The following is a 25,184-nucleotide window of genomic DNA, read 5'->3' on the forward strand; positions in this document are numbered from 1 at the left end:
TTATTTTTGGTCGATGCCGTATTGTAACGAAGCGGCGACAAGGCTGAAGTCCGTCGGCCGGCGCGGGTCGGGGATGTCCTCGCCCGAGGCGCGGTCGAAGAAGCGCACGGGCAGCCCGCGCCGCTCCAGGAAATCGGCCACGGCAAAGCCGGTGCCGGCGTTCCAGATCCGCATCTTCTCGGGCGCCACGAGCTTGTATTCGGCCAGTTCCTCGGACAGTTCGATGCGCCCCGTCGCCTTCACGTGATAGGCGATGATCAGCTCGTTCTTGCGCATGAACTCGTAGACGCCGATCAGCGACGCGGATTCCGTGTCGAGATTGGTCTCCTCCTTAAGTTCGCGCGCCACGCCCAGCTCGGGCGTCTCGTCGCGCTCCATGAAGCCGGTGACCAGCGCGAACATCCCCTCCGGCCATACCGCGTTGCGCGCCAGCAGCAGCTTGTCCTCGTACTCGACCACCGCCGCCAGCACCGGCAGCGGGTTGTTCCAGTGCACGAAGCCGCAGCCGTCCTGCACGCAGGCATGACGATAGCGGCCGGACATCGGCAAGTGCTCCAGCGGCGCCCCGCATTGGGGGCAGAAACGGTACGGTTGCATCGGAGGGGGCTCCAGGGGTTCAGAGGGCGCAGGCCGCGCGGATATCGGCGGCGAACGCTTCCACGGTCTCGGGTTGCAGGTCCCACGAACACATCAGCCGGCAACCGCCCGCGCCGATGAAGGTGTAGAACAGCCAGCCCTTGGCGCGCAAGGCCTCGATGGCCGGCAGCGGCAGTTCGGCGAAGACCGCGTTCGATTCGGTCGGGAACATGATGCGCACGCCGGGAATGTCGACGATGCGCTGGTGCAACAGTTGCGCCATCGCGTTGGCATGGCGGGCGTTGGACAGCCAGACATCGTTCTCGAGCATGCCCAGCCACGGCGCGGAAATGAAGCGCATCTTCGAGGCCAACTGCCCGGCCTGCTTCACCCGGTAGGCGAAGTCCTCGGCCAGGCGGCGGTCGAAGAACACCACGGCCTCGCCCACCGGCAGGCCGTTCTTGGTGCCGCCGAAGCACAGCACATCCACGCCAGCCCGCCAGGTGATCTCGGACGGATGCACGCCCAGCGCCGCCACCGCATTGGCGAAGCGCGCGCCGTCCATGTGCACGCGCAGTTGCCGCCGCTTGGCGATGGCCGCAATGGCGCGCACCTCCTCCACCGTGTAGACCGTGCCGACTTCCGTCGACTGCGTGAGCGAGACCACGCGCGGCTTCGGATAGTGGATGTCGGTGCGCCGCGTGACCAGCGCCTCCACCGCATCGGCGGTCAGCTTGCCGTTGACGCCGGGCGCCGTGAGCAGCTTGGAGCCGTTCGAGAAGAACTCCGGCCCGCCGCACTCGTCCGTCTCGATGTGCGCCAGTTCATGGCAGATCACCGAGTGGTACGACTGGCACAGCGACGACAGCGCCAGCGAGTTGGCCGCCGTCCCGTTGAAGACGAAGAAGACCTCGCAGTCGGTCTGGAACAGGTTGCGGATGCGGTCGCAGACCTGCTGGGTCCAGGAATCGTCGCCATAGGCCTTCTCGTGGCCGCTGGCGTTGGCCTCGAGGAAGTATTTCAGCGATTCCGGGCAGAAGCCGGCGTAGTTGTCGGAGGCGAAGTGCTGCATGGGCGGGTCTTTACTTCTTGTCGATCCAGAGCGCGCCGCCGGTGGCCCAGTTCTCGCGCTTGATATCGGTGATGATGATGTCCACTGCCGACACCGAGCAGCCCAGCGTCTCGCAGGTGACGCGCGTCACTTCCTCGACAAACTTGCGCTTTTGCTCGACCGTGCGGCCTTCGAACATCTCGACGTGAAACGTGGGCATGCTGCTGACTCCGTTTTTAGGGATTTTGCGAGACTCAGTCTCGGTAAGAGGGATCGATTCTATCGAGTTTGCGCAGCAGCGAGGGCCATTCCATCTCGCCCTCGACGACGCCGTTGTCGTACAGCTGCATCGAAGTGCGCTCGGCCACGTCAGCCGGCGGCTGCACTGTGGCGCGGCCCGCCTGCGCGCCGAGCTGGATCTCGCAGGCCTTGATCAGGGTGGCCATCAGCACGTAGGCCTCGGCCACGGTGCGGCCCACCGTCAGCGTACCGTGGTTGCGCAGCAGCATGGCCGGGTGCTGGCCCAGCGACACCGTGAGCCGGGCCCCTTCGGCCGGGGTGAACGCCAGGCCCTCGTAGTCGTGATAGCCGATGCGGCCGTGGAAGCGCATGGCGTGCTGCGACAGCGGCAGCAGTCCGTCCGCCTGCGCCGAGACCGCGATGCCGGCGGTGTTGTGCAGGTGCATGACGCAGTGCGCATCGGCCCGCGCGGCGTGCACGGCGGCGTGGAGGGCGAAGCCGGTCACGTTGACCGGGTGCACGGTCTCGCCGACCACCTCGCCCCGGCCATTGATCTTGACGAGGTCCGACGCGCGAATCTCGTCGAACGCGAAGCCGAACGGGTTGATCAGGAAGTGGTCCGGCTCACCGGGCACGGTGGCCGAGATATGGGTGTAGATCAGGTCGTCCCAGCGCTCCAGCGCGGCCAGCCGGTAGGCGGCGGCGAGGTCGGTGCGCACGCGCGCCTCCTCGGCGCTGACGGGAACGGCCGGGCCCGCGGCACGCGCGGGCTGCAAGGCAAAAGACATGGGGACATTCGCTCCGCGGCCGCCCTGCTGCGAGGCGTGCTCCAGACACGTGCGGGTTCAGTCCCGGTCGAGTAGGCGGCGCAGGCGTAACTGTAGCGCAGTCAGCGCGGGGCGGCAGCGTCCCGCAACGGCATGGCGCGGACCATCCAGCCGAGGATGCCCGCCCCCACCAGCAGCGCGGCGGCGGCGGTGGCCAGGGATGCCGCAAAGCCGCCCGTGCGCGCCACCAGCGTGGTGGCCAGCGGCGGGCCGGCGATCTGCCCGAGCGCGTAGGCGGCCGTCATCAGCCCGATCAGCTTCGGGGCGGCGCTGCCCCACAGCCGGCGCGCCTCGCGCATCAGGAACGACACCAGCGCCGTGAACGGCAGGCCGACGAGCAGGCTGCTCAGCGCGAAGCCCGGCACGGTCGGCCAGAATGCCGCCACGGCCACGCCAACCGCCTGCACCGCGTACAGGATCATCGCCAGCCGGCGGTTGTCGTGATGCATGCCCACGCGCGTGGCCAGGAAGGCGCCAATGGCCACGCCAGCGCCCAGGATCGGCCAGAACAGGTCCGCCCAGACCGCGCCGGGCATGGCCTGGCGGGCGATCACGGGCAGGAAGGTCGCGGTGATGATGTAGCCGAAGCCGGCGAGGCCGTAGGCCACGGTCAGGGCCCAGGTTTCGAGGTCCAGCCGGGGTGTCGGGGCGACTGCCTCCGCATGCCCTGCACTCCCCGGCTGTCCGGCCCGCGCCTGCAGGGCCGGCGGCGGCGCGCCGAACACGCGCCAGACCGGCGCCAGCATCAACGCGCCGAGCACCGTGAAGGCGATCCAGCCCCAGTTCGCCAGCCAGTGCGCGCCGACCATGCCGAACGCCGACAGCCCGGTCACGACGATCCCCACGCCGGGACCGCAGAACATCAGCCCGCCCAGCGTGGGATGGCCCAGTTCGGCCAGTCGCTGCATGCACCACGCAGTGGCGTAGACCATCACCAGCGCGCTGGCGATGCCCGCAATCGTGCGCCATGCCAGCCACGCGGGCATGCCGCCCGGCAGCGCCATGGCCAGCGTGAGCACCACGGTGAGCACCAGCGACACGCGCACCATCCGCACGGGATCGGGGCGGATGAACAGGCACAGCAGCGCCCCCAGCAGGTAGCCGATGTAGTTCAGCGTGGCCAGCGCCCCGCCCTCGGCCAGCGTGACGGTGCCGTCATGCAACATCATCGGCAGCAGCGGCGTGAAGGCGAACCGACCGATGCCCATCGCCAGCGCCAGCGACACGAAGCCAGCCATGGCCACCGCCCAGGGTCCGGCAGTTTGCGGGGCCGCGCGGGCGGCGGAGACATCGGTATTCACGAGAGACATGATCGGGGGGCGGGTTCGGCTGGCGGCCAGCGGGATTCCTGACTATCCTAGTCGCATTCATCCATCACATAAAATGAATTATTGAGATAGCATCAATCTCAATTCAAGAAGGAAGCCGATCATGGATCTCGCCGCACTCGAAATCTTCCGCACCGTGGTGGAGGCCGGAGGCATCACACGCGCCGCCACGCGGCTGCACCGCGTGCAGTCGAACGTGACCACGCGCATCCGGCAACTGGAGCAGTCGCTCGGCGTGGAGCTGTTCCTGCGCGACGGCAAGCGCATGGTGCTCACCCCGGCCGGGCAGACGCTGTTCGACTACGCGCGGCGCATCCTGCAACTGTCCGACGAGGCTCGCCACGCGGTGCAGCCGGCGCGGCCGCACGGGCGGCTGCGGGTGGCGTCGATGGAAAGCACGGCGGCCAGCCGGCTGCCGACGGTACTGGCGCGCTATCACCAGGCGTGGCCGGACGTCGAACTGGAACTCGTGACGCTGCCAACCCGACAGGCGCTGGACGCCCTGCGCCGCTTCGAGGTCGATTGCGCCTTCGTCGCCGAGCCGCTCGGCGATGCCGAACTGGTCACCCGGCCCGCCTTTACCGAGGAACTGGTGATCATCGCCAGCGCGCAGCATGCGCCGATCCACTCCGCCGCCGACCTGGAGCGCCACACGCTGCTCGCGTTCGAGGCCGGCTGCAACTACCGCACGCGCTTCGAGCAGTGGTGCAATCGCGACGGCCACGCGGCGGGGCGGGTGATCCAACTGGGCTCCTACCATGCCATCGTCGCCTGCGCGGCGGCCGGTATCGGCGTGGCGATCATGCCGCGCTCGGTGCTGACGCTATACCGCGACCTGCCGCAGATCAGCATCCACCCGCTCGGCGACGAAGGGGACGTGACCACCGTGCTGGCGTGGCATCCGGCGATGGGCAGCGCGGCGCTGGCAGCGCTGGCCGACATGCTGCCGGGTGTATCGGACATCACGCAAAAGGCTGCCTGACCCCTTCCGCTTCGGATTCCTTGCCCGCGCTGCGGCGTGCAAGATGTGGCCGGTCGCCTACACTGAAAGTGGCGCTGCCACGGCATACTCGCGGGCCGCGCCCCGCCATGACATTCGTCTTCGCGCCGCTACGATCTTTGGTTTGCCGGATGGCGATGGGGCTGGCCATGCTCCTCGCCCTGCCCGCGATGGTCTACGCCCAAGGCGCTTCAACGCCCGCCGCCAAGGCTGGCGTGGCCCCCGTCTATGTCATCCCGATCAAGGGCGCCATCGGGCCAGCCAGCGCCAGCTTCGCCACGCGCGGCATGGCGCAGGCGCAGAAGCAGAACGCGCAGTTGATCGTGCTGGAGATGGACACGCCCGGCGGGCTCGACGTGGCCATGCGCGACATCATCCAGGCCATCCTCGCCTCCCCCGTACCCGTGGCGACCTTCGTCTACCCGGGCGGCGCGCGGGCCGCGAGCGCCGGCACCTACATCCTCTATGCCAGCCACATCGCCGCCATGGCGCCCGGGACCAATGTGGGCGCGGCGAGTCCGGTTGCCATCGGTGTCGGCGGCCCGAAGCCGGGTGCCTCGCCCGGATCTTCCCCCGCCAGTGCACCAGCCAGCGCGCCCGGCACCGAAGACACCATGGCACGCAAGCAGATGCACGATGCCTCCGCCTACCTGCGCGGGCTGGCCCAGCTGCGCCAGCGCAACGCCGACTGGGCCGAGCGCGCGGTGCGCGAGGCCGTGAGCCTCTCCGCCGACGAGGCAGTGGCCCAGCACGTGGCCGACCTCGTCGCGCCGGACCTGCCAGCACTGCTGCGGCAGGTCGATGGCAAGCGCCTGCAGGCGGCCGGCGTATCGCGCGTGCTGCACACCAACGATGCGCCCATCGTCACGGTCACGCCGGACTGGCGAGCGCGGCTGCTCGCCGTCATCACCGAACCCAGCGTGGCGCTGATCCTGATGATGATCGGCATCTACGCGCTGATGTTCGAGTTCTCCACGCCGGGCATGGTCGTGCCGGGCATCGTCGGCGCCATCTGCCTGCTGATCGGCCTGTTTGCGCTGCAAATGCTGCCCGTCAACTATGCGGGGCTGGCGCTGATCGCGCTGGGCATCGGCTGCATGGTGGCCGAATTCTTCCTGCCGACGTTCGGCGCGCTCGGGGTGGGCGGCATCGTCGCCTTCGCGTTTGGCGCGGTCATGCTGATCGATACCGACGTGCCCGGCTTCGGCGTGCCGCTCACGGTGATCGCAGCGCTGGCCGGGGTGTCGGCGCTGTTCCTGGTCGGCATGTCCGCGATGCTGATGCGCTCGCGCAAGCGCCCCCTGGTCAGCGGCGCGGACACGCTGGTCGGCAGCCTGGCCACGGTCATCGACGATACGCCCGCCGACGGCTGGGCGATGGTGCACGGCGAACAGTGGCGAATTCATGGCGACGGCCCGCTCGCGCGCGGCCAGCGGGTACGCGTGACCGGGCGGCGCGGGCTGGTACTGGAAGTCGTGGCCGACATGGCCGCATCCCTGGAACACAACGGAGCGTGATATGGCATTCGGATTCAGTTTTGGTGGGCTGATCTTCCTGCTGGCATTGCTCGTGGTGGCCGCGATCCGCGTGCTGCGCGAATACGAACGCGGGGTTGTCTTCATGCTCGGGCGATTCTGGGGCGTCAAGGGGCCCGGGCTGGTGCTGCTCATCCCCGGCATACAGCAGATGGTCCGCGTGGACCTGCGCACGGTCGTCTTCGACGTGCCACCACAGGACGTGATCTCTCACGACAATGTGTCGGTCAAGGTCAACGCGGTGGTCTATTTCCGGGTCGTGGACCCCGAGCGGGCCATCATCCAGGTGGCCAACTTCCTCGAGGCCACCAGCCAGCTCTCCCAGACCACGCTGCGGTCCGTGCTCGGCAAACATGAACTGGACGAAATGCTAGCCGAGCGCGAGAAGCTCAACCTCGACATCCAGAAGGTGCTCGACGCCCAGACCGACGCGTGGGGCATCAAGGTGTCCAATGTCGAGATCAAGCATGTGGATTTGAACGAGACCATGATCCGGGCCATCGCCCGCCAGGCGGAGGCCGAGCGCGAGCGGCGGGCCAAGATCATCCACGCGGAAGGGGAATTGCAGGCTTCGGTGAAACTGCTGGAGGCGGCACAGATGCTGGCGCAGCAGCCTGAGGCCATGCAACTGCGGTATCTCCAGACGCTGACGCAGATTGCTGGGGATAAGAGTTCTACTATTGTGTTTCCGTTGCCGATGGATTTGGTTAGGGGGTTGATGAAGTAGGTTTTGGGTTTGGTTCTGTGGTGTTGGCTGTTGAGCGCAACAAAAACAAAAAGGGCGCCCCAAACCCCAGAGCGCCCTTCTCAACAGCTAGTAAATCCCTCAAACCTTACCAGCCACCCACTCCTTCACCCCTGCCAGCGCCGCCGGCAGATTCGCCGGCTCCGTCCCCCCAGCCTGCGCCATATCCGGCCGGCCGCCGCCCTTGCCGCCCACCTGCTGGGCCACAAAGTTCACCAGCTCCCCAGCCTTGACCTTGCCCGTCGCATCGGCGGTCACACCAGCAATCAGCGAAACCTTCCCATCCGACACTGCCCCCAGCACGATGGCCGCGCTCTTGAGCTTGTCCTTGAGCTTGTCCATGGTCTCGCGCAGCGTCTTCACGTCGGCGCCGTCGAGTTGGGCGGCCAGCACCTTCAGGCCGTTGATGTCGATGGCCTGCTCGGCGAGTTCGTCGCCTTGCGATGCCGCGAGCTTGCTCTTGAGCTTCTCGAGTTCCTTCTCGAGCGCCCGCACCTGCTCCTGCACCTGGCCGATACGCGGCACCAGTTCCGACGGCTGCGCGCGCAGCGCGGCGGCGGCTTCGTTCAGGCGGGCGTCGAGCGACTGCAGGTAATGCAGCGCGTTGTCGCCGGTAATCGCTTCCACGCGGCGAATCCCGGCTGCCACGCCCGCTTCCACCACGATCTTGAACAAGCCGATGTCGCCGGTGCGCGTCACGTGCGTGCCGCCGCAGAGTTCCTTCGAGGTGCCGATCGACAGCACGCGCACATCGTCCGCGTACTTCTCGCCGAACAGCGCCATCGCGCCGCTCTTCACCGCGTCGTCGAACGGCATGATCTCGGCATGCGTCGGCGCGTTGGCCAAAATCTCGGCGTTGACGATTTCCTCGACCTGACGGATCTCGGCGTCGCTCAGCGGCGCGTTGTGCGAGAAGTCGAAACGCGTCTTGTCGGCATCGACCAGCGAGCCCTTCTGCTGCACGTGGGTGCCCAGCACCTCGCGCAGCGCCTTGTGCATCAGGTGGGTCGCCGAGTGGTTACGTACCGTGCGTGCACGGCGGATGGCATCGACCTGCGCCGCCACGGTGTCACCCACCTTCAGCGGGCCGTTGGTCAGCGTGCCCTGATGGCCGAACACATCGGCCTGCACCTTGGTCGTGTCGGCCACGTTGAACACGGCCGCACCCGCCACCAGCGTGCCCTGGTCGCCCGCCTGGCCGCCGGACTCCGCGTAGAACGGGGTGTTGTCCAGCACCACCACGCCGGTTTGGCCCGGCTGCATGGTGTCGACGGACGCGCCGTCGACGTACAGCGCCGTCACGCGGGCGCGTTCGAAGCCCAGTTCGTCATAGCCGTGGAACACGGTCTTGTCGCCCGTGTACTCCAGGCCGGCGGCCATCTTGAACTTGCCGGCCGCACGGGCCTGCTCGCGCTGGCGGTTCATGGCGGCGTCGAACGCGGGTTCGTCCACCGCAATCTCCTGCTCGCGCGCCACGTCCTGCGTCAGGTCGAGCGGGAAGCCGAAGGTATCGTGCAGCTTGAACGCCAGTTCGCCGTCAAGCACCTTGCCGCCCTTGGCCTTGAGGTCGGCCACGGCGGTGTCGAGAATGGTCATGCCGTTCTCGATGGTCTCGAAGAAGCGCTCTTCCTCGGCCCTCAGCACTTCCACCACGCGCGACTGCGCCTCGGCCAGCTCCGGATAGGCCTCGCCCATCTGCGCCACCAGGTCCGGCACCAGCTTGTGGAAGAACGGCGTCTTCTGGCCCAGCTTGTAGCCGTGGCGGATCGCGCGGCGCACGATGCGGCGCAGCACGTAGCCGCGGCCTTCGTTGCCCGGGATCACGCCGTCGACGATCAGGAACGAGCACGCGCGGATATGGTCGGCAATCACCTTCAGCGAGTTCTGGTTCAGGTCGTCCAGATGGGTCTCGCGCGCAGCGGCCTTGATCAGCGCCTGGAACAGGTCGATCTCGTAGTTGCTGTGCACGTGCTGGAGCACGGCGGCAATCCGCTCGAGGCCCATGCCGGTGTCCACGCACGGCTTGGGCAGCGGCGTCATGTTGCCCTGCTCGTCGCGGTTGAACTGCATGAACACGAGGTTCCAGATCTCGATGTAGCGGTCGCCGTCTTCCTCGGGCGATCCCGGGGGGCCGCCCCAGACATCGGCGCCGTGGTCATAGAAGATTTCCGAGCACGGGCCGCACGGGCCGGTGTCGGCCATCTGCCAGAAGTTGTCCGAGGCGTAGCGCGCGCCCTTGTTGTCGCCGATGCGCACGATGCGCTCGGCCGGCACGCCGACTTCCTTGGCCCAGATGTCGTAGGCCTCGTCGTCCTCGGCGTAGACCGTGACCCAGAGCTTCTCGGCCGGCAGCTGGTAGGTCTTGGTCAGCAGTTCCCAGGCGTACTGGATGGCTTCGCGCTTGAAGTAGTCGCCGAACGAGAAATTGCCCAGCATCTCGAAGAACGTGTGGTGACGTGCCGTATAGCCCACATTTTCGAGGTCGTTGTGCTTGCCGCCGGCGCGCACGGAGCGCTGGGACGATGTAGCGCGCGAGTAGGGACGCTTGTCGGTGCCCAGGAACACGTCCTTGAACTGCACCATGCCCGAATTGGTGAACAGCAGCGTCGGGTCGTTCGCCGGCACGAGGCTGGACGAGCGGACCACGGAATGGCCCTTCGACTCGAAGTACTGCAGGAACTTGCTGCGAATGTCGGAGACTTTCATGTTGTATCGGGCGCATCCCGCATCGTGGCAGGGCGCAGTCAGTCAGGTTGGATTTGCAAACCGTTGATTATACGGGGCAAGCCCCCTCCCGGGGCATTCTCGCGGGCGGCCGCCCGGCGGCGCGCACCGGGCGGGCTGGCGATGGCCGAATATCGCCCACCGTTGGCCTGGCGCCGCCCCGTGCGGGTACATCGGCGCGGCGGGCCGGTGGTAGAGTGCTCCCCCACTATATCTACCGAGCCGCCACTGCCATGGGAGCCTTGAGCCATCTCCGCGTCCTCGACCTGACCCGCGTCCTCGCCGGGCCATGGTGCGCCCAGAACCTCGCCGACTTCGGCGCCGACGTGATCAAGATCGAGCGCCCCGGCGCAGGTGACGATACGCGCACATGGGGTCCGCCCTGGCTCAAGACCGAGGATGGCCGGGACACGGCCGAAGCCGCCTACTACCTGGCCGCCAACCGCAACAAGCGCTCGGTAACCTGCGACATCAGCACGCCCGAGGGCCAGCAGCTGGTGCGCGACCTCGCCGCCCAGAGCGACGTGGTGCTCGAGAACTACAAGGTCGGCCAACTCAAGAAGTATGGCCTCGACTACGAATCGCTCAAGGCGGTGAAGCCGGACATCATCTATTGCTCGGTCACCGGCTTCGGCCAGACCGGCCCGTACGCCCAGCGTCCCGGCTACGACTTCATCATCCAGGGCATGGGCGGCTTCATGAGCCTGACCGGCGAGCGGGACGACCTGCCCGGCGGCGGCCCGCAGAAGGCCGGCGTGGCCATTTCGGACCTGATGACCGGCCAGTACGCCACCATCGCCGTGCTGGCTGCCCTGGCCCACCGCGACCGGACCGGCGAGGGCCAGTACATCGACATGGCGCTGCTGGACGTGCAGGTGTCGATGCTGGCAAACATGAATACCAACTACCTCGCCAGCGGCGAGGCGCCGCGCCGCTGGGGCAACGCCCACCCGAACATCGTGCCCTACCAGACCTTCCAGGCCGCCGACGGCTGGATCATCGTCGCGGTAGGCAACGACGGGCAGTTCCGCAAGTTCGTGACGGCCGGCGGCCGGCCGGAACTGGCCGACGACCCGCGCTTCGCCACCAACCCGCAGCGCGTGGCGCACCGGGACGTGCTGGTGCCGATCCTGGCCGAGATGATCCTGCCGCGCACCCGCGAACAGTGGATCCTGGATCTGGAGCGCGCCGGCGTGCCCTGCGGCCCGATCAACACGCTCGACGAGGTCTTCGAGAACGAGCAGGTGCTGGCGCGCGGCCTGCGCGTCGATTTGCCGCACCCGACGGCCGGCGAGGTCAAGCTGGTGGGCAGCCCCATGAAGATGAGCGCCACGCCGCCCGAGGCGCTGCGCCATCCCCCGTTGCTCGGAGAGCACACGGAGGTGGTGCTGGGCGAGACACTCGGCTACAGTGCGGAGCACATCGCCGCACTGCGCGCGAAGGGCGTGGTCTGACCCCGATTCACCCCGACTCGGGAGCCACGCCGGCCGCAGCCGAAGGCGAGATTTTCTGTTTGCGTCCCCTGACTAATTAGGAGCATGCATGCTGACTGATGCCTTCCTGGCGTTTTTCCATTTTCTGGCGATCTTCCTCCTGGTCACGCTGCTGGCGGCCGAGGCCGTGGTGCTGCGCCCCGGGATGACGCCGGCCATCGTGCGCCGGCTGTCGCTGTACGACCTGCTCTACTTCCTGTCGGCCATGGTGGTGCTCGCCACCGGCCTGCTGCGGCTGTTCTACGGCGCCAAGGGCGTGGATTTCTACCTGCACAACCCGTGGTTCCACGCCAAGATGACCGTGTTCGTGCTGATTGCCCTGTGCTCGCTGCCGCCGACGCTCGCCATCGCACGCTGGCGCAAGCAGGCGCGCAAGCTGCCCGATTTCGTGCCGATGCCGGACGAGATCAAGCGCGCCCGCCGCTGGGTCATGATCGAGGCCCATGTGTTCATCCTGCTGCCGCTCTGCGCCGTGATGATGGCGCGCGGCATCGGCGCGCGCTGACCTTTTCATCGATCCGTTGAAGACTCCTGAGATGCTGAAGACCCTGCTGACGGCCACGAAGATGGCCGCCTCCGCCGCCACGCTGGCGGCGGCCACCCTGGCCACGCCGGCCCATGCCGCTGCCCCGGCCCCGGCAAACTGGCCGACCAAGCCGATCAAGTTCGTGGTGCCCTACCCCGCCGGCGGCCCGCTGGACACCGTGGCGCGCGCCATCGGCGAACGGCTCCGCGAAAGCCTGGGCCAGCCGGTCGTCGTCGAGAACAAACCCGGCGCGGGCGGCAACCTCGGCGCGGACTACGTCGCCAAGCAGCCGGCCGACGGCTACACCATCGTCATGGGCGCCGTGGCCACGCACGCCATCAATCCCACGCTGTTCGCCAAGATGCCGTACGACCCGGTGAAGGACTTCGCGCCGATCACGCTGGTCGCCGACGTGCCGAACGTGCTGGTCATGCACCCGGGCAAGGCCGCCGAGCTGCATATCAATACGGTGCGTGACCTCGTGGAGTACGCGCGCAAGCATCCGGGCAAGCTCGACTACGCCTCGGGCGGCAACGGCAGCGCCGGCCACCTGTCGGGCGAACTGTTCAAGAGCATGGCCCGCGTCAGCATGGTCCATATCCCGTACAACGGGGCGTCGCCGGCGCAGCTGTCGGTGCTGTCGGGCCAGACCGACCTGATCTTCGACAACCTCGCCTCGGCATCGGCCAATATCAAGGCCGGCAAGCTCAAGGCCTTCGCCGTGACCACGCCGGCCCGCGCCGCCGCGTTCCCGGAACTGCCGACCATCGCCGAAGCCGGCAAGGGCCTCGGGCTGGAAGGGTTCGACATCTCGACGTGGTTCGGCGTCCTGGCCCCGGCCGGCACCCCGCGCGAGATCGTCGACCGCCTCAACCACGACATCGTGGCCATCCTCAAGACCGACGATATGAAAGCCCGCCTGGCCCGCATCGGCGCCCAGCCGGCCCCCACCACCCCCGAGCAGTTCGGCGCCCTGATCCAGCGCGAACTGAAGAAGTACGGGCAGGTGGTGAAGGTGTCGGGGGCGAAGGTGGATTGAGGGGCGGACGACCCGTCAAGGCGCCTTGCGCCGTAACTGCCACATCTTGTCCTTGATCGTGTCCTCGGTGGCCGGGCCGCGTGGCAGGAGCAGGCCGACCTGGACGATCTTCGGGCCTTCCATGCGGGTCACGGTCAGGCGGAGGCCGGCGATTTCCAGGGCGTCGCCTTCCACGGGGGGCGAGGGGAATACCGCCAGCATCGCGTCTTCCAGGGACCGGGCCGCCTCGTCGGCGGTCAGGGGGCGGGTGGCGTAGAGGGCGGCCACGTCGCGCAGCAGGGCATCGCCGGACAGCAGGAAATCGTGCGAGAGCTGCGCCCAGGCCGGGGCGCGCGCCGCGCTCTGGAACAGCCGCGACAGCAGCGGCACCGACCCGCCGGGGGCCAGTACCGAGACGGCATCGCCCGCGCGCAGCACCACCTGCTCCAGCGGCACCAGCGCGCCGTCGCGCGCCACGGTCATCAGGCGGCTGCGCGGAGGGAGTTCGAGCTGGTCGGCGCGGAGGTCCACCACCGGCGCGTTGGCCGCCACGGAGAACTGCATCAATTCCAGCGCCGGCGAGCGGGTGCCCTGCAGGCGCTCCCGCGAGACCGGGTCGTTGTACGCCGGCCGCAGCACCCGGGCCAGCCGCGCCGCCAGCGCCACTGTCGTGCCCTGGCACAGCAGGCTGAACAGCACCACGGCGAATGCCACCCGGAATAGCAGCCCCGAGTCCTCCATGCCCTTCAGCAGCGGGAACAGCGACAGTACGATCGGCACCGCGCCGCGCAGGCCCATCCACGCCAGGAACCCCTTCTCGCGCCCATTGAAGCGGAACGGCAGCAGCGCGATCCACACCGCCACGGGCCGCGCCACCACCATCAGGAACAGCGCCACGGCGCCCGCCGGCAGCGCCACCTCCCAGATCCGGCTCGGCGTGACCAGCAGGCCGAGCAGCAGGAACATCACCGATTGCGCCAGCCACGCCATGCCGTCCATGGCGCGCATGGTGTCGTCGGTCACGGCCCGTTCGCGATTGCCGACGATCATCCCGGTCAGGTAGACCGCCAGGAAGCCGCTGCCGTGCGCCGACTGGACCAGCGCGAAGACCATGCAGCCGGCCGCACAGACCAGGATGGCCTGGAGGCCCTCGGCCACATGGATGCGCTCCATCACCCGCGCCACGCCCAGGCCCAGCACCACGCCGAGCACCCCGCCCACGCCGAACTGCACCACCAGCCGCCACGCCAGCGCGCTGGCGGTCAGGCCGTCCGGCGCCGTGATCCATTCGATCAGCGTCAGGGTCAGGAAAATCGCCATGGGGTCATTGATGCCCGACTCGATCTCCAGCACGCTCGCCACCCGCTCCTTGAGCCGGATGCCGCTGCCGTTGAGCAGCGAGAACACCGCCGCGGCGTCCGTGGAGCCGACGATGGCGCCGAGCAGCAGGCCGAGCTTCCAGTCGATGCCGAGCATCCACGCCGCGAACAGCCCGACCAGCACCGCCGTAATCCCCACCCCAACCGTCGCCAGTGACAGCGATGGCCGCAACGCCACGCGGAAGGTGGCGAAGCGCGTGCGCAGGCCCCCGTCGAGCAGGATCACGGCCAGCGCGATATTGCCCACCAGGAAGCTGAGCCAGGTATTGGCGAAGCGGATGCCGCCGGGCCCGTCCACGCCGGCCAGCATGCCGACCGCCAGGAACACCAGCAGGAACGGCACGCCGAAGCGCGCCGAGAACACGCCGAGCAGGATGCCCAGCGTCATCACCACGGCGCCGATCAGGATGGCATGGTCGATACTTTCCAATCGATTCCTTTCATTGCGCCACGCTGGGCCGGGGGAGTGCGACCGATGATAGCGCACGCCCCTCCGCCGCCCTCCCGCCGCCCCGCCCGGTACCGGCGGCGGCACCTCGCCGCGACACCCCTTCCGCGCAATTTCCCTTGCCTTGTCAACGACTTACGTTCGGCTTTCGGACAACTTTCGCCTGACTTTCAGACGTCTGCGTAGGGAGATACCCTGAAGTTGACCCTGATTGCAGACATATGAAAGGTAGCTGAAAGGATGCGCTTTTAACTTCCACCCTGCTCGTGACGGGGTTGGGGGGAGCTGTCCCTTCGGGACGGTGCGCAACATGCGTACACCAATCACCGCACGCGGATTTCAAGCTTTATATCGAGGAGAATCATTTTGCGCATACGTAGCCAAAAGGACTTTGCCTCCGGCCTGATGTTTGTCCTGGTCGGATTCGGCTTTTCCTTCGTCGCCCGTGGCTATTCCATGGGAACGGCCGCCAAGATGGGACCGGGATACTTCCCGTTCTGGCTCGGCATCGTGCTCGCCATACTTGGCGCGCTAGTCCTGTGGGGATCGTTGTCGTCCAAGGGCGAGGAAGACCAGCTGGCCCGCTGGGATATCAAGAGCCTGCTGTGGATCCTGGGTGCCGTGGTGTTGTTCGGCCTGCTGCTCAAGCCGCTTGGCATGGTGCTGTCGGTGCTCGTACTGGTGCTGGTCTCCTCGATGGCCAGCCATGAATTCAGCTGGAAGGGAGCTATCCTCAACTCGATCATCCTCGTGGTGATCAGCCTGGGCGCCTTCGTGTACGGCATCAACCTGCAGATGCCGGTGTGGCCGGCTTTCCTGGCGAACTGAGGAGACGGCCGAAATGGAACTGTTGACCAACCTTGGTCTGGGCTTCTCCACCGCCCTGACCTTCCAGAACCTGGCATACGCCTTCGCGGGCTGTATTCTCGGGACCCTGATCGGCGTGCTGCCGGGCCTCGGGCCCCTGGCCACGATCGCCATGCTGCTGCCGGTGACCTACACGCTGCCCCCGGTGGCGGCGCTGATCATGCTGGCCGGTATCTACTACGGCGCCCAGTACGGTGGCTCCACCACGGCAATTCTGGTGAACCTGCCGGGTGAATCGTCGTCGGTGGTGACCACCATCGATGGCTATCAGATGGCGAGGCGAGGCAGGGCCGGGGTGGCGCTAGCCACTGCCGGTCTCGGTTCGTTCTTCGCTGGTTGCGTGGCCACGCTGATCCTGGCTGCTTTCGCGGCCCCGCTGTCGGAACTGGCGTTCAAGTTCGGTCCCGCCGAATACTTCTCGCTGATGGTGCTCGGCCTGATCGGTGCCGTGGTACTGGCTTCGGGCTCGCTGGTAAAGGCCATCTCGATGATCGTGCTGGGCCTGCTGCTGGGCCTGGTCGGTACCGACGTGAACTCGGGCGCGGCGCGCTTCTCGTTCGACGTCCCCGAGCTGACCGACGGCCTGAACTTCGTGTCGGTGGCCATGGGTGTGTTCGGTTTCGCGGAAATCATCGCGAACCTGGAGCAGAAGGAACACCGCGAGACGTTCACGGATCATGTGACCAACCTGTTCCCGACCAAGGAAGACTTCAAGCGCATGATCCCGGCCATCCTGCGTGGCACGGCCCTGGGTTCGGCGCTGGGTATCCTCCCGGGCGGCGGTGCGGCACTGGCCTCGTTCGCGGCCTACTCGCTCGAGAAGAAGACCTCGAAGTACGCGCATGAGTTCGGCAAGGGCGCCATCGAAGGCGTGGCGGGTCCGGAATCGGCCAACAACGCCGCGGCACAGACCTCCTTCATCCCGCTGCTGACGCTGGGCATTCCGCCCAACGCCGTGATGGCGCTGATGGTAGGCGCGATGACCATCCACAACATCCAGCCCGGTCCGCAGGTCATGACCAGCAACCCGGCGCTGTTCTGGGGCCTGATCGCCTCGATGTGGATCGGCAACTTCATCCTGATCATCCTGAACCTGCCGATGATCGGTATCTGGGTCAAGCTGCTCAAGGTGCCGTACCGCTTCCTGTACCCGGCCATCCTGACGTTCTGCTGCATCGGCGTGTACTCGGTCCAGAACACCACGTTCGACGTGTTCCAGACCGCGGCCTTCGGCGTGATCGGCTATCTGTTCATCAAGCTCAAGTGCGAACCGGCGCCGCTGCTGCTCGGCTTCGTGCTCGGACCGATGATGGAAGAGAACTTCCGCCGCTCGCTGCTGCTGTCGCGTGGTGACTTCACCGTGTTCGTGACGCGCCCGCTGTCGATGGGCCTGCTGATCGCCGCGGCGATCCTGGTGGCGATCGTGGCGATGCCGTCGATCAAGTCCAAGCGCGAAGAAGCGTTCCAGGAAGAATAAGGCTTACCCTGGCCGGGGGTACCGGCCACACAACGCAAGCTCAGGGCGCCTTATGGCGCCCTTTTTTTATGCGCTTTCTTCCTGAAACGCCAATGGCCATGCGGCATGCGCGATGGTCATTGTTGGCGGCAATGGCAATGGTGCGATTGGTGTCGGAACGTACATAAGGTGCCCCGGCGTCCCGGCAACATGCGCGTGTATTCCCTCCCTTACATGCGCCCAGAGGACTTGCCATGATGCGTACCGCAAGCCATCGACCGCACGGGTTGTCCCACGGGTCTGCCACGACGCCCGCCGGGATGGTCACCGCCTTGGTCATTGTGTTTTTCTTCAGCCTCGCCATGCTGCTGTCCAGCGGACGGCTGGCTAGCGGCGACGCGGGCGAGCAATACCGTTCAGCGCAGTTGCTGGCGGCCACGGGGCAGCTCGGCAGTCCGGTCAATCCGCCCCTGCTGACGTACTGGAACAAGGGCCCTGACGGCCTCTACTACGAACCCCACGACGTGGGCGCGCTGCTGCTGATGATGCCCGGCGCCCTGATCGACGAGGCGCTCGACGATATCGACTCCTACCACCTGGTACGCGACCGCTACGTTGGCCGCACGTATGGCAAGCTGATCACCTCGTTCGTCTACGCGGCGTACAACACGCTCGGCGTGATCTTCATGTTCCTGCTGATGCGCGAGTTCTGCTCCGCCCGCGCGGCCTTCGGGCTGGCGCTGGTGTTCTACGCCGGCACGACCTTCATGCCCTACGCCAAGACGGCCTGGGATGTGACCCCGGCTGCGGCCAGCCTCTGCGCCTGGCTGTACTTCATGGCCCGCGCGCTGCGGCCGCCCACGTCGCTGTGGGTCTTCGTGGCCGCCGGCGTGGCCCTCGGGCTGGCCTGCTCGTTCCGCTACTCACTGCTGCCGTTCTTCGGCATGGGCGTGCTCTGGCTGCTGTGGATGGAGCGCGCGCGCCACAAGACCGGCTTTGCGGTGCTGCTGGTGGCGCTCGGCATCACCATGCTGCCCGCCTTCTACTACAACCACATCCGCACCGGCCTGTTCCTGCGCCCCGCCATCGCCGCCGACCTGCACCTCTCGGACAGCCTCGCGCTCAACGGCAACCCGCTGACCGGCCTGCTCGGCCTGCTGGCCAGCCCCAACATGGGCCTGTTCCTGTTCGCGCCGGTGCTGCTGCTGGCCCTGTTCGTATTCAAGATGCGCCACACGCTGCCCGCGCGCCAGAAGCACCTGCTGTACGCGGCGCTGGCGTCCGGGGTCTGCTACCTGCTGATGATCGCGCACATGAAGAACTGGGGGCATTTCGGCTGGGGCCCCCGCTACATGGTGCCGCTGCTGCCGGTGCTGTTCTTCGCGGCGGCCCCGGCGCTGCAATGGATGTGGCAGCACGCCCGGCGCACGGCGGTGCCGCTGCTGGTCATCTCGTTCCTGCTCAACCTGGCGCCCACGCTGATCAACTGGCATGTGATCGTGGGCGAGTTCCCCGGCGCGCGGCCGCAGAACTCGGCCCTGCCCTACCAGCACATCGGCGTCTGGACCGGCATCCAGATGAGCCTGGCCGGCGAGCCGCTGGTGTTCCCCAAGACCAACGACCCCAAGACCGCCATGACCGATGCCGCGCGGCGCTTCCCGGACCTCTTCGCGATGCGGCTGGTCGAGCTGTCCCCGGCCGGCAAGGCGGCGGGCACGCTCTGGACCTTGCTGTTCCTGGCCGGGATGCTGCTGTCGCTACGGCATATCCTGGCCGCGACGGCGCCGCCGCGGCGGCCGGGGTCATCCCCACGCGGGATGGCAGCCACCCCGGCACATGTGCAGCCATCGACACATCAGGCATCCCGTCGCGCGGGCGCCGACCGGCCATAGCCGCCCACTACGCCTAGCTGGCGAACAGCGCCTCGCAGGCTGACCGGATCGCCTCCGTGACATGGGCGCGGCCGTGGTCGCGCCGCTCAAGCATGCCGAGCGTGCGCACCACGGGCTCGCCGCCCGCCTGCAGCGGCAGCAGGCGCAGCGCGGGATCCTCGTGCCAGCGCGCCAGCCGCAGCAGCGGCACCACCGTCACCCCCACCTCCTGCCGCACCAGTTCCACCAGCGCCTCGATCGAATTCAGTTCGAGGAACTCGTTGGTGCGCAGGTGCGCGCGCCGCAGCGCCCGCTCCACCAGCGCGCCGGTGCGCTGGCCCCGGTCGAACCGAAGGAAGGGATTGGCGGCCAGCGCCTCGCGCGCGGTCTCGCCGGGGCTGCCGCGCGCGGCAATCGCCACCAGCGGCTCCTGGTAGAGCGGCGTCCAGCGCAGCGTGCCGGCGGGCCGGCCCGCGCCCTCCACCAGGAACGCGGCGTCCAGTTCGCCACTTTCCACCTGCTCGGCCAGATCGATGGACTTGGCGCCGACCAGCCGCACGTCCAGCGCCGGATAGGCCCGCTTGAGCCGCGCCACCACGTGCGACAGCCCGCCCATCACCGACACTACCGCCCCCACCGCCACGGCGCCCGCCATATCCTCGGCGCCCCCCTGTGGCAGGCGCATTTCCTCGTACAGCGCCAGCAGCCGGCGCGCCTGCGGCAGCAGTTCGCGGCCGTCCGCGTTCAGCACGGCCACCCGCCCGCTGCGGTCGAACAGTTCACGGCGCAGTTCCTGTTCGAGCGAGCGCATCTGCAGGCTGACCGCCGCCTGCGTCAGCGCCACGCGGCCGGCGGCGGCGGCAAACGAGCCCTGCTCGGCCACGGCGACGAAGGTGCGGAGAAATCGGATGGTACTCATGTGAGTCGATTCACAAGGTTTTCTTGTTGATCACAAAAGGAATATTAGCTTTCATTGTGACTCGGCGCGCGGAATAATGATGGGCGAGCCTTGATTTGGCTCGGTTTTTCCTGCCTGCCTGCCCGTTATCCGCATCGGAGAAGAAGAATGACTTCCTGGCTACGCCTGCTCGGCATCGGCCTTACCACGAGCCTGACCCTGGTTGCCGCGCCGTCGCACGCGGATACGTATCCGTCCAAGCCGATCCGGCTGATCGTGCCGTTCCCGGCCAGCGGCGCCACCGACCTGCTGGCGCGCGCGATCGCCCAGAAGGTGGGCACCAACATGGGCCAGCAGATCGTGGTGGATAACCGTCCGGGCGCGGGTGGCGCCATCGGCTCCGACATGGCCGCCAAGGCCCCCGCCGACGGCTACACGCTGCTGATCGCCACGACCAGCACGCACTCGATCGGCCCCTATATCAATACGCACCTGCCGTACAACACCGAGACCGACTTCACGCCGATCGGCCAGGTAGCCGTGGCCACCAACGTGCTGGTGGTGCCGAACCAGCTCCCGGTGAAGAATGTGAAGGAGCTGATCGACTACGCCAAGAAGCATCCGGGCGAGCTGAACTACGCCTCCAGCGGCAACGGCACCGTGGTGCACCTGACCGCCGAGGCGTTCAAGGCGCAGGCCGGCGTGTTCATCACCCATATCCCGTATCGCGGCACGGCGCTGGCGGTGCCGGATCTGATCTCGAACAAGGTGCAGGTGCTGTTCGACAGCATCGTCTCCGGCATGCCGCACGTGAAGGACGGCAAGCTCAAGGCGCTGGCCGTGACCAGCCTCAAGCGCTCGCCGCTGGCGCCGGACCTGCCGACGGCCAGCGAATCGGGCCTGCCGGGCTTCGAGTCGGACACGTGGTTCGGCATCTACGGCCCCAAGGGGCTGCCGGCTGACGTGGTCACCCGGCTCAACGCCGAGTTCAACAAGGCGATCCAGTCGCAGGACGTGCGCGACCGCCTGGGCAAGCTCGGCGCCGAACCGGTCGGCGGCACGCCAGCGCAGTTCGCGGCCATGGTCAAGAAGGACAGCGCCCGCTGGGGCAAGCTGATCAAGGATCGCAAGATTCAGGTGGACTAAGAGAGAGACAACCATGAAGAACTTCAACTGGACCAACCCATACCCCACCGTGCGCATTCCGCTGTTCGCGCGCAACGTGGTCTCCACCTCGCACCCGCTGGCGGCGCAGGCCGGCCTGCGCATGCTGCTCAAGGGCGGCAATGCCGTCGATGCGGCCATCGCCGCTGCCGCCGCCATCACGCTGGTGGAGCCGGTCTCGTGCGGCCTGGGCAGCGACGCCTTCGCGATTCTCTGGGACGGCAAGGAACTCCACGGCCTGAACTCGTCGGGCGTGGCCCCGGCCGCCTGGAACCCCGAGTACTTCAAGAACAAGTACGGCGTGGACGGCAACGGCCTCGCCAATCGCCCGATCCGCGGCTGGGATGCGGTCACCGTGCCGGGCATGGTGGCCGGCTGGGCCGCGCTGCACGAGAAGTTCGGCAAGCTGCCGTTCGAAGACCTGATGGAGCCGGCGATCGAGATCGCCGAGCGCGGCTACGCCGTGCCGCCCGTGGTAGCGCACAAGTGGGCCACCGCCGTGCCGGACCTGAAGACCCAGCCGGGCTTCGCCGACACCTTCATGCCGCATGGCCGCGCGCCGAACGTGGGTGAGAAGTTCGTCTTCAAGGCCGCCGCCGACACCCTGCGCAAGATCGGCGCCACCAAGGGCCGCGCCTACTATGAAGGCGAGATCGCCGAGAAGATCGCCGCCTTCAGCAAGGAATGCGGCGCGGCGATGACGCTGGACGACCTGCGCAACTATCGCCCGGACTGGGTCAAGCCGATCAGCCAGTCCTATCGCGGCTACGACGTGCACGAGATTCCGCCGAACGGCCAGGGCATTGCCGCGCTGATCGCGCTGGGCATCCTCGACCAGTTCGACGTCGGCTCGCTGCCGGTGGACTCGGTGGACTCGCAGCATCTGCAGATCGAGGCGATGAAGCTGGCCTTCGCCGACCTCTACCGCTACGTGGCCGACCCGCGCACGATGGAAGTCACGCCCGAGCAGATGCTGGATCCGGCCTACCTGAAGTCCCGCGCCAAGCTGATCAACATGCAGCGCGCCACGCCGTTCACGCCTGGCATGCCGAAGACCGGCGGCACGATCTACCTGACCGCCGCCGACGAGAACGGCATGATGATCTCGTTCATCCAGTCGAACTACATGGGCTTCGGCTCGGGCGTGGTGGTGCCGAACACCGGCATCAGCCTGCAGAACCGTGGCGTGGGTTTCTCGATGGATCCGAAGTCCGCCAACGTGGTGGCTGGCGGCAAGCGCCCGTTCCACACCATCATCCCGGCCTTCCTGACCAAGGACGGCCAGCCGGTGATGAGCTTCGGCGTGATGGGCGGCGACATGCAGCCGCAGGGCCACGTGCAGACCGTGGTGCGCATGCTCGACTACGACCAGCAACCGCAGGCCGCCTGCTGCGCGCCGCGCTGGAAGGTCAACCGTGACTTCACGCTCGACGTGGAAGGCACGATGGACCCGACCACCGTGGCCGGCCTGAAGGATCGTGGCCACCAGCTCAAGTCCGTGAACGACCCCTACATGGACTTCGGCTCCGGCCAGTTCATCTGGCGCCTGTCCGACGATGCCGAACAGGGCTACGTGGCCGCCAGCGACAGTCGCCGCGACGGCCAGGCCGTGGGCTTCTGATCGACCGCACTATATATATAGAGAAGCACCGCAGTACCGCCGTACCGCAGTAGCCGTCCTGCAAGGCGCCAAGGGGCAACCCTGGCGCCTTTTTCCATGGCCGACGGCCGGGCGGCGCGCCAACTGTTCTGTTCGCGGCGCGTGGAACTGTGCATGGTGCGCCGCGCCGTGCGCACTACACTGGCAATTCGTCCAATTTCCTGCCCGTTCCCGCCATGGCCTCCTACGCCTTCCGCATCGTCAACGTCTTCGCCGAGACCACGCTTGGCGGCAATCCCCTCTGTGTGTTCGAGGACGCGCGCGGCCTGGACGACGCCACGATGCAGGCGCTGGCGCTGCAATTCAACCTCTCAGAGACCACCTTCGTGCTGCCGTCCGAGCGCGCGACGGCGGCCGTGCGGATCTTCACCCCGGGCTACGAGATGCGTTTCGCCGGTCACCCGACGCTGGGCACGGCCCATGTGGTGCGCGACCTCGCAAAAACCGGGGATGCGCTCACCCTCGAATTCAAGGCCGGCCTGGTACCGGTGACCGCCGCCGGCGACCGCTGGACCCTGACCGCGCCGCACGAGGGCGCCCCGCGCACCGCACCGGCTGGCCTGCCCGATGCCGACATGGCCTCCCTGCTGGGCCTGTCCGCCGACGATCTGGCCGGCTCGCCGATGTGGGTGGATACCGGCGCCGACCAGTTGCTGGTGCCGCTGAAGACGCCGGACGCCGTGCGCCGCGCCGCACCCGACAGCAGCCGGCTCGACCAGTGGCCGCAGAGCAGCCTGGGCCGCAAGACCGCCTATGTGTTCGCCTTCGACCCGACGCAGCCCGGCAAGGTGCTCGTGCGCTACTTCTTCACCAAGCAGGGCGGCGGCGTGGCCGAAGACCCGGGCACCGGCTCGGCCTGCGCCAACCTCGGCGGCTGGCTGCTGGCCACGGGTCACGCGCTGCCGGCCACGTACGAGGTGGATCAGGGCGAACAGGTCGACCGCCGCTGCCGGCTGGACCTCGCCGTGACCACCGATGGCGCGATCCGCGTGGGCGGCCGCGTGGTCGAGATCGGACGTGGCACTATTACGATCTGACAAGATTCGATCCCCCGCCTCCCCCCCTCTCCGCCATGACCTCACACGACATTGCCGCGCTCGCCGACCTCGAAACGCTGTACGCGGAGCCGGCCGGCGCCTCGCTGGCCAAGGAAGTCGACTACCTGCACCCGCACTACCGCGCCTTCGTGGATGCCTCGCCGTTCTGCCTGCTGTCCACGATGAACGCGCACGGCGGCGACTGCTCGCCACGCGGGGACCAGCCCGGCTTCGTGCAGGTGCTGGACGACCGCACGCTGCTGCTGCCGGACCGGCGCGGCAACAACCGCATCGACAGCCTGCGCAATATCGTCAACGACCCGCGCGTGGGCCTGCTGTTCCTGGTGCCGGGCGTCAACGAAACGCTGCGTGTAAGCGGCGTGGCGAAGATCTCGACCGACCCCGCGCTGATCGCGCGCTGCGTGCATGACGGCAAGGCGCCGACCACGGTGCTGGTGATCTCGATCCGCTCGGTATTCTTCCAATGCGCCCGCGCCCTCGTGCGCTCGGCGCTGTGGTCGCCCGAGACCCAGATTCCGCGCGAGCGCCTGCCGAGCACGGGCACCATGGTCGCCGAACTGAGCAAGAACGCCATCGACGGCGCCACGTACGACCGCGAACTGCCCGAGCGCATGCGCAAGACGCTGTACTAGCCGGTACTCACGGCCTGCCCCACCCCCACAAAAAGAGAATCTGCCATGTACATGCCGTCCCACTTCGCCAGCGACAACCCTGACCTGATCGACGAGGTCATGCGCCGCTACGCCTTCGCCACGCTGGTCGGCACCGATGCGGATGGCCTGCCGTTCGCCACGCACCTGCCCGTGGTGGCGGAGCGGGCGTCCGAGGGCGGCTGGCGCATCGAGGGGCACGTCGCACGTGCCAATCCGCACTGGAAGTGGCTCGAGCAGACCCCGCGCGCGCTGCTCGTGTTCCAGGGACCGCATGGCTACGTGTCGCCGTCGCTCTATGAACAGAAGCTGTCCGTGCCGACCTGGAACTACGTGGCCGTGCATGTCTACGGCGAGATCACCACGGTCCACGACGCCACTGACAAGGATGCCCTGCTCAAGCGGCTGATCGGCCGCAACGAGCCGGGCTACGCCCAGCAGTGGCGCGACCTGCCCGAGGATTTCCAGCAGAAGATGCTAGGCGCCATCGTCGGGCTGCGGCTGGTGCCGACGCGCGTGGAAGGCAAGTTCAAGCTAAGCCAGAACCGCCCCGCCACCGACCGCGCCCGGATCCTGGAAGCCCAGCGCGCCGGCTCCGCCATCGAGCAGGACATGGCCGACTGGATGGCAAGGCTGACCGGCGCGAACTGACGGTCCGTTGTCTTGCTCC

The 25,184-nt window shown here is 67.5% G+C and carries 22 protein-coding genes; 14 read left to right on the top strand and 8 right to left on the bottom strand.

Annotated elements, in window-relative coordinates; translation table 11 throughout:
- The 5 genes from BM115_RS02925 to BM115_RS02945 form a co-directional block, all read right to left on the bottom strand.
- Entirely contained in the window at positions 1-597 is a 597-nt protein-coding gene (locus BM115_RS02925) for an NUDIX domain-containing protein (RefSeq protein WP_092290392.1), read from the bottom strand.
- Between the two features lie 19 nt (positions 598-616).
- Positions 617-1,648 carry a threonine aldolase family protein gene (locus BM115_RS02930; protein ID WP_092290394.1) on the bottom strand — a complete coding sequence of 344 codons (1,032 nt, stop codon included), beginning with the start codon at positions 1,646-1,648 and terminating at the stop codon, positions 617-619.
- Positions 1,649-1,658: 10 nt separating this feature from the next.
- Positions 1,659-1,847 (bottom strand): 4-oxalocrotonate tautomerase, encoded by a 189-nt coding sequence (locus BM115_RS02935; RefSeq protein WP_092290396.1) that lies wholly within the window; start codon positions 1,845-1,847, stop codon positions 1,659-1,661.
- Positions 1,848-1,881: 34 nt separating this feature from the next.
- Positions 1,882-2,655, bottom strand: coding sequence for a class II aldolase/adducin family protein (locus tag BM115_RS02940; RefSeq protein WP_092290398.1), 774 nt, complete (start codon positions 2,653-2,655; stop codon positions 1,882-1,884).
- A gap of 101 nt (positions 2,656-2,756) precedes the next feature.
- Positions 2,757-4,004, bottom strand: a complete 1,248-nt coding sequence (locus BM115_RS02945; protein ID WP_092290400.1) for a YbfB/YjiJ family MFS transporter — start codon at positions 4,002-4,004, stop codon at positions 2,757-2,759.
- A gap of 121 nt (positions 4,005-4,125) precedes the next feature.
- On the opposite strand from BM115_RS02945, the gene BM115_RS02950 reads away from it, so the two are divergent.
- From BM115_RS02950 to BM115_RS02960, 3 genes are all read left to right on the top strand, one after another.
- Positions 4,126-5,004 (top strand): LysR family transcriptional regulator, encoded by an 879-nt coding sequence (locus BM115_RS02950; RefSeq protein WP_092290402.1) that lies wholly within the window; start codon positions 4,126-4,128, stop codon positions 5,002-5,004.
- Between the two features lie 107 nt (positions 5,005-5,111).
- Positions 5,112-6,539, top strand: coding sequence for an NfeD family protein (locus BM115_RS02955; protein WP_092290404.1), 1,428 nt, complete (start codon positions 5,112-5,114; stop codon positions 6,537-6,539).
- A gap of 1 nt (position 6,540) precedes the next feature.
- Positions 6,541-7,284: a slipin family protein gene (locus BM115_RS02960; RefSeq protein ID WP_092290406.1), complete on the top strand. Its 744-nt coding sequence runs from the start codon at positions 6,541-6,543 to the stop codon at positions 7,282-7,284.
- A 99-nt stretch (positions 7,285-7,383) separates the two neighbouring features.
- Here the strand turns inward: BM115_RS02960 and alaS are convergent, their stop codons facing one another.
- Complete coding sequence (gene alaS / locus BM115_RS02965; RefSeq protein WP_092290408.1) at positions 7,384-10,008, bottom strand: alanine--tRNA ligase; 2,625 nt, start codon at positions 10,006-10,008, stop codon at positions 7,384-7,386.
- A gap of 251 nt (positions 10,009-10,259) precedes the next feature.
- Between alaS and BM115_RS02970 the strand changes: the two genes are divergently transcribed.
- From BM115_RS02970 to BM115_RS02980, 3 genes are all read left to right on the top strand, one after another.
- Complete coding sequence (locus BM115_RS02970) at positions 10,260-11,480, top strand: CaiB/BaiF CoA transferase family protein (protein ID WP_092290410.1); 1,221 nt, start codon at positions 10,260-10,262, stop codon at positions 11,478-11,480.
- An 88-nt stretch (positions 11,481-11,568) separates the two neighbouring features.
- The gene (locus BM115_RS02975; protein WP_092290412.1) at positions 11,569-12,024 is read left to right on the top strand and encodes a DUF2214 family protein; all 456 of its coding nucleotides are present in this window, start codon (positions 11,569-11,571) and stop codon (positions 12,022-12,024) included.
- Positions 12,025-12,055: 31 nt separating this feature from the next.
- Entirely contained in the window at positions 12,056-13,084 is a 1,029-nt protein-coding gene (locus tag BM115_RS02980; RefSeq protein WP_092290414.1) for a tripartite tricarboxylate transporter substrate binding protein, read from the top strand.
- 15 nt (positions 13,085-13,099) lie between these two features.
- Here the strand turns inward: BM115_RS02980 and BM115_RS02985 are convergent, their stop codons facing one another.
- Positions 13,100-14,872 carry a potassium/proton antiporter gene (locus tag BM115_RS02985; protein WP_092290416.1) on the bottom strand — a complete coding sequence of 591 codons (1,773 nt, stop codon included), beginning with the start codon at positions 14,870-14,872 and terminating at the stop codon, positions 13,100-13,102.
- A 384-nt stretch (positions 14,873-15,256) separates the two neighbouring features.
- Between BM115_RS02985 and BM115_RS02990 the strand changes: the two genes are divergently transcribed.
- The 3 genes from BM115_RS02990 (at position 15,257) to BM115_RS03000 (ending at position 19,105) form a co-directional block, all read left to right on the top strand.
- A complete protein-coding gene (locus BM115_RS02990; protein ID WP_092290418.1) occupies positions 15,257-15,718 on the top strand; it encodes a tripartite tricarboxylate transporter TctB family protein in 462 nt (153 codons plus the stop codon).
- Positions 15,719-15,731: 13 nt separating this feature from the next.
- The gene (locus BM115_RS02995; RefSeq protein WP_092290420.1) at positions 15,732-17,234 is read left to right on the top strand and encodes a tripartite tricarboxylate transporter permease; all 1,503 of its coding nucleotides are present in this window, start codon (positions 15,732-15,734) and stop codon (positions 17,232-17,234) included.
- 311 nt (positions 17,235-17,545) lie between these two features.
- Entirely contained in the window at positions 17,546-19,105 is a 1,560-nt protein-coding gene (locus BM115_RS03000) for a hypothetical protein (protein ID WP_143093845.1), read from the top strand.
- 13 nt (positions 19,106-19,118) lie between these two features.
- On the opposite strand, the gene BM115_RS03005 is transcribed toward BM115_RS03000, so the two are convergent.
- Positions 19,119-20,003 carry a LysR substrate-binding domain-containing protein gene (locus BM115_RS03005; RefSeq protein ID WP_092290424.1) on the bottom strand — a complete coding sequence of 295 codons (885 nt, stop codon included), beginning with the start codon at positions 20,001-20,003 and terminating at the stop codon, positions 19,119-19,121.
- 147 nt (positions 20,004-20,150) lie between these two features.
- On the opposite strand from BM115_RS03005, the gene BM115_RS03010 reads away from it, so the two are divergent.
- From BM115_RS03010 to BM115_RS03030, 5 genes are all read left to right on the top strand, one after another.
- Positions 20,151-21,128, top strand: coding sequence for a Bug family tripartite tricarboxylate transporter substrate binding protein (locus BM115_RS03010; protein WP_092290426.1), 978 nt, complete (start codon positions 20,151-20,153; stop codon positions 21,126-21,128).
- A gap of 13 nt (positions 21,129-21,141) precedes the next feature.
- Positions 21,142-22,767 carry a gamma-glutamyltransferase gene (gene ggt / locus BM115_RS03015; RefSeq protein WP_092290428.1) on the top strand — a complete coding sequence of 542 codons (1,626 nt, stop codon included), beginning with the start codon at positions 21,142-21,144 and terminating at the stop codon, positions 22,765-22,767.
- Positions 22,768-22,982: 215 nt separating this feature from the next.
- A complete protein-coding gene (locus BM115_RS03020) occupies positions 22,983-23,843 on the top strand; it encodes a PhzF family phenazine biosynthesis protein (RefSeq protein WP_092290430.1) in 861 nt (286 codons plus the stop codon).
- Positions 23,844-23,878: 35 nt separating this feature from the next.
- The gene (locus BM115_RS03025) at positions 23,879-24,496 is read left to right on the top strand and encodes a pyridoxamine 5'-phosphate oxidase family protein (protein ID WP_092290432.1); all 618 of its coding nucleotides are present in this window, start codon (positions 23,879-23,881) and stop codon (positions 24,494-24,496) included.
- Between the two features lie 45 nt (positions 24,497-24,541).
- Positions 24,542-25,165, top strand: a complete 624-nt coding sequence (locus BM115_RS03030; RefSeq protein WP_092290434.1) for an FMN-binding negative transcriptional regulator — start codon at positions 24,542-24,544, stop codon at positions 25,163-25,165.
- Positions 25,166-25,184 lie beyond the last annotated feature (19 nt).

The organism is Cupriavidus sp. OV096, from assembly GCF_900115455.1.
In the GTDB taxonomy this organism is placed as follows: domain Bacteria; phylum Pseudomonadota; class Gammaproteobacteria; order Burkholderiales; family Burkholderiaceae; genus Cupriavidus.

Coding starts and splice junctions, on each gene's coding strand:
- BM115_RS02970 (WP_092290410.1), top strand. CDS start 10,260: ATGGGAGCCTTGAGCCATCTCCGCGTCCTCGACCTGACCCGCGTCCTC.
- BM115_RS02945 (WP_092290400.1), bottom strand. CDS start 4,004: ATGTCTCTCGTGAATACCGATGTCTCCGCCGCCCGCGCGGCCCCGCAA.
- BM115_RS03030 (WP_092290434.1), top strand. CDS start 24,542: ATGTACATGCCGTCCCACTTCGCCAGCGACAACCCTGACCTGATCGAC.
- BM115_RS02960 (WP_092290406.1), top strand. CDS start 6,541: ATGGCATTCGGATTCAGTTTTGGTGGGCTGATCTTCCTGCTGGCATTG.
- alaS (WP_092290408.1), bottom strand. CDS start 10,008: ATGAAAGTCTCCGACATTCGCAGCAAGTTCCTGCAGTACTTCGAGTCG.
- BM115_RS03025 (WP_092290432.1), top strand. CDS start 23,879: ATGACCTCACACGACATTGCCGCGCTCGCCGACCTCGAAACGCTGTAC.
- BM115_RS02925 (WP_092290392.1), bottom strand. CDS start 597: ATGCAACCGTACCGTTTCTGCCCCCAATGCGGGGCGCCGCTGGAGCAC.
- BM115_RS02950 (WP_092290402.1), top strand. CDS start 4,126: ATGGATCTCGCCGCACTCGAAATCTTCCGCACCGTGGTGGAGGCCGGA.
- BM115_RS02980 (WP_092290414.1), top strand. CDS start 12,056: ATGCTGAAGACCCTGCTGACGGCCACGAAGATGGCCGCCTCCGCCGCC.
- ggt (WP_092290428.1), top strand. CDS start 21,142: ATGAAGAACTTCAACTGGACCAACCCATACCCCACCGTGCGCATTCCG.
- BM115_RS02930 (WP_092290394.1), bottom strand. CDS start 1,648: ATGCAGCACTTCGCCTCCGACAACTACGCCGGCTTCTGCCCGGAATCG.
- BM115_RS02955 (WP_092290404.1), top strand. CDS start 5,112: ATGACATTCGTCTTCGCGCCGCTACGATCTTTGGTTTGCCGGATGGCG.
- BM115_RS02935 (WP_092290396.1), bottom strand. CDS start 1,847: ATGCCCACGTTTCACGTCGAGATGTTCGAAGGCCGCACGGTCGAGCAA.
- BM115_RS03010 (WP_092290426.1), top strand. CDS start 20,151: ATGACTTCCTGGCTACGCCTGCTCGGCATCGGCCTTACCACGAGCCTG.
- BM115_RS02995 (WP_092290420.1), top strand. CDS start 15,732: ATGGAACTGTTGACCAACCTTGGTCTGGGCTTCTCCACCGCCCTGACC.
- BM115_RS02940 (WP_092290398.1), bottom strand. CDS start 2,655: ATGTCTTTTGCCTTGCAGCCCGCGCGTGCCGCGGGCCCGGCCGTTCCC.
- BM115_RS03020 (WP_092290430.1), top strand. CDS start 22,983: ATGGCCTCCTACGCCTTCCGCATCGTCAACGTCTTCGCCGAGACCACG.
- BM115_RS02975 (WP_092290412.1), top strand. CDS start 11,569: ATGCTGACTGATGCCTTCCTGGCGTTTTTCCATTTTCTGGCGATCTTC.
- BM115_RS03005 (WP_092290424.1), bottom strand. CDS start 20,003: ATGAGTACCATCCGATTTCTCCGCACCTTCGTCGCCGTGGCCGAGCAG.